This window comes from Kitasatospora sp. NPDC018058, assembly GCF_044327205.1.
GTDB lineage: Bacteria > Actinomycetota > Actinomycetes > Streptomycetales > Streptomycetaceae > Kitasatospora.
The window spans coordinates 1-1,514 of sequence record NZ_JBIRFA010000142.1 but is presented as its reverse complement, the minus strand read 5'-3'; the positions used below and the strand labels follow the sequence as shown (position 1 = coordinate 1,514).

Annotated in this window: 2 protein-coding genes; both read right to left on the bottom strand. The window is 67.3% G+C overall.

Annotated features, from left to right (window positions below; all coding sequences use genetic code 11):
- Positions 1 to 34 precede the first annotated feature (34 nt).
- Positions 35 to 1,018 (bottom strand): IS3 family transposase, encoded by a 984-nt coding sequence (locus ACH4E7_RS45595; RefSeq protein WP_072656465.1) that lies wholly within the window; start codon positions 1,016 to 1,018, stop codon positions 35 to 37.
- A gap of 41 nt (positions 1,019 to 1,059) precedes the next feature.
- On the bottom strand, positions 1,060 to 1,437 hold the full coding sequence (locus ACH4E7_RS45590) for a transposase (RefSeq protein ID WP_072655939.1): 378 nt from the start codon (positions 1,435 to 1,437) through the stop codon (positions 1,060 to 1,062).
- Between the last annotated feature and the right edge of the window lie 77 nt (positions 1,438 to 1,514).

The window sequence follows — 1,514 nt, the reverse complement described above, 5'->3', positions numbered from 1 at the left end:
CGGAAGTTGTCAAGTCAAATGAGACGGTTTGACACTATATGGACTGTTGTGCGGGCACTGTCTCCGGCTTGGGCTGGTTGATCCAGACCTTCTGGGGTATCTCGGGCGGCTTCGGGCGTCGGGCGAAGCGTTCGGGGTGGCGTGCGTAGGCCTCGGTGAGGGTGACGGCTCGCTGCTCGCGGACCAGATCGGCGGTGCCGAAGTGCACGGAGGCGGGGGTGTGCAGGCCGATGCCCGAGTGCCGGTGTTCGTGGTTGTAGTAAGTGAAGAAGCCCTCGCACCATTCGCGGGCGTGGGTAAGGGAGTTGAAGTATTCCGGGAAGTCGGTGGAGTACTTGATGGTCTTGAACTGGCTTTCGCTGTACGGGTTGTCGTTGGAGACCTTCGGCCGGGAGTGGCTTCGGGTCACACCGAGGTCGATCAGCAGCTGGGAGACGGCCTTGGAGGTCATCGAGGTGCCCCGGTCGGCGTGCACGGTCTCCGGCACGATGCCGTTGCGTTCGATGGTCTCGCGGATCAGCTCCTCGGCGCGGTGGGAGTCCTCGGCGGCCTCGACGGTCCAGCCGCAGATGTAGCGGCTGTAGATGTCGATGATCGCGTAAAGGTGGTACCACTCGCCCTTGTTGGGGCCGCGAAGCTTGGTGATGTCCCAGGTCAGGACCTGGCAGGGGGCAGTGGCCAGCAGCTGGGGCACGGTCTTGGCGGGATGGGTGGCCTGCCTGCGGCGTTCTCCGGATTGCCCGGCGGCGTTGAGGATGCGGTACATGGTGCGCTCGGAGCACCAGTAGGTGCCGGCGTCCAGCTCCCGCGCCCAGACCTGGGCGGGCGGCAGGTCGACGTACTCGGGCCGGTTCAGCAGGTCCAGCACCGCCGCCCGTTCGGACGGGCTCAGCGCGGAGGGCGGGGACGGTCGTGGCTTGCGCTCGGCGGCCCGGGACGGTTTCAGCCTGCGGTAGTGGGTAGCCCGCGAGCGTCCGATCAGGCGGCATGCCGAGGTGGTGCCGAGTTCGGGTTCCAGGCCCGCGAACGCCTCGTCCAGGACCGGCGCGAGGGCGCGGTTCAGTCCGCGCTCTCGGAGAGCATCTCCAAGAGCGCATGTGCTTTTCCCAGAACAGCCAGGGCTGCGTCGCGCTTGGCGACGTCCTGCTCCAGGCGGGCGACCTTCTTGCGCAGCCGTTCCAGCTCGGCCTGTTCGGCGGCCTTCTTCGGGCGGGCGGGCGAGGTCCGCTTGTCGGTCAGCGTGACCGTCGCCCCGGCGTCGCGGGCCTGGCGCCACTCGATGATGTGTGAGTGGTACAGCCGCTCGCGGCGCAGGATCGCGCCCTTCTCGCCGGTGGGCGCGGCGTCGTACTCGGCGACGATCCGCAGTTTGTACTCCGGCGAGAACGTCCGCCGCTTCGGCTTCGGCGCCGGGTCGGGATTGGTGGTGCTGGCCATGCTGAAGGGATCTCCTGTCTCGCCCATCCAGACTAACCCGACATTCCGGGCGTCTCAGTCGAGACTGTCAGAGAGGG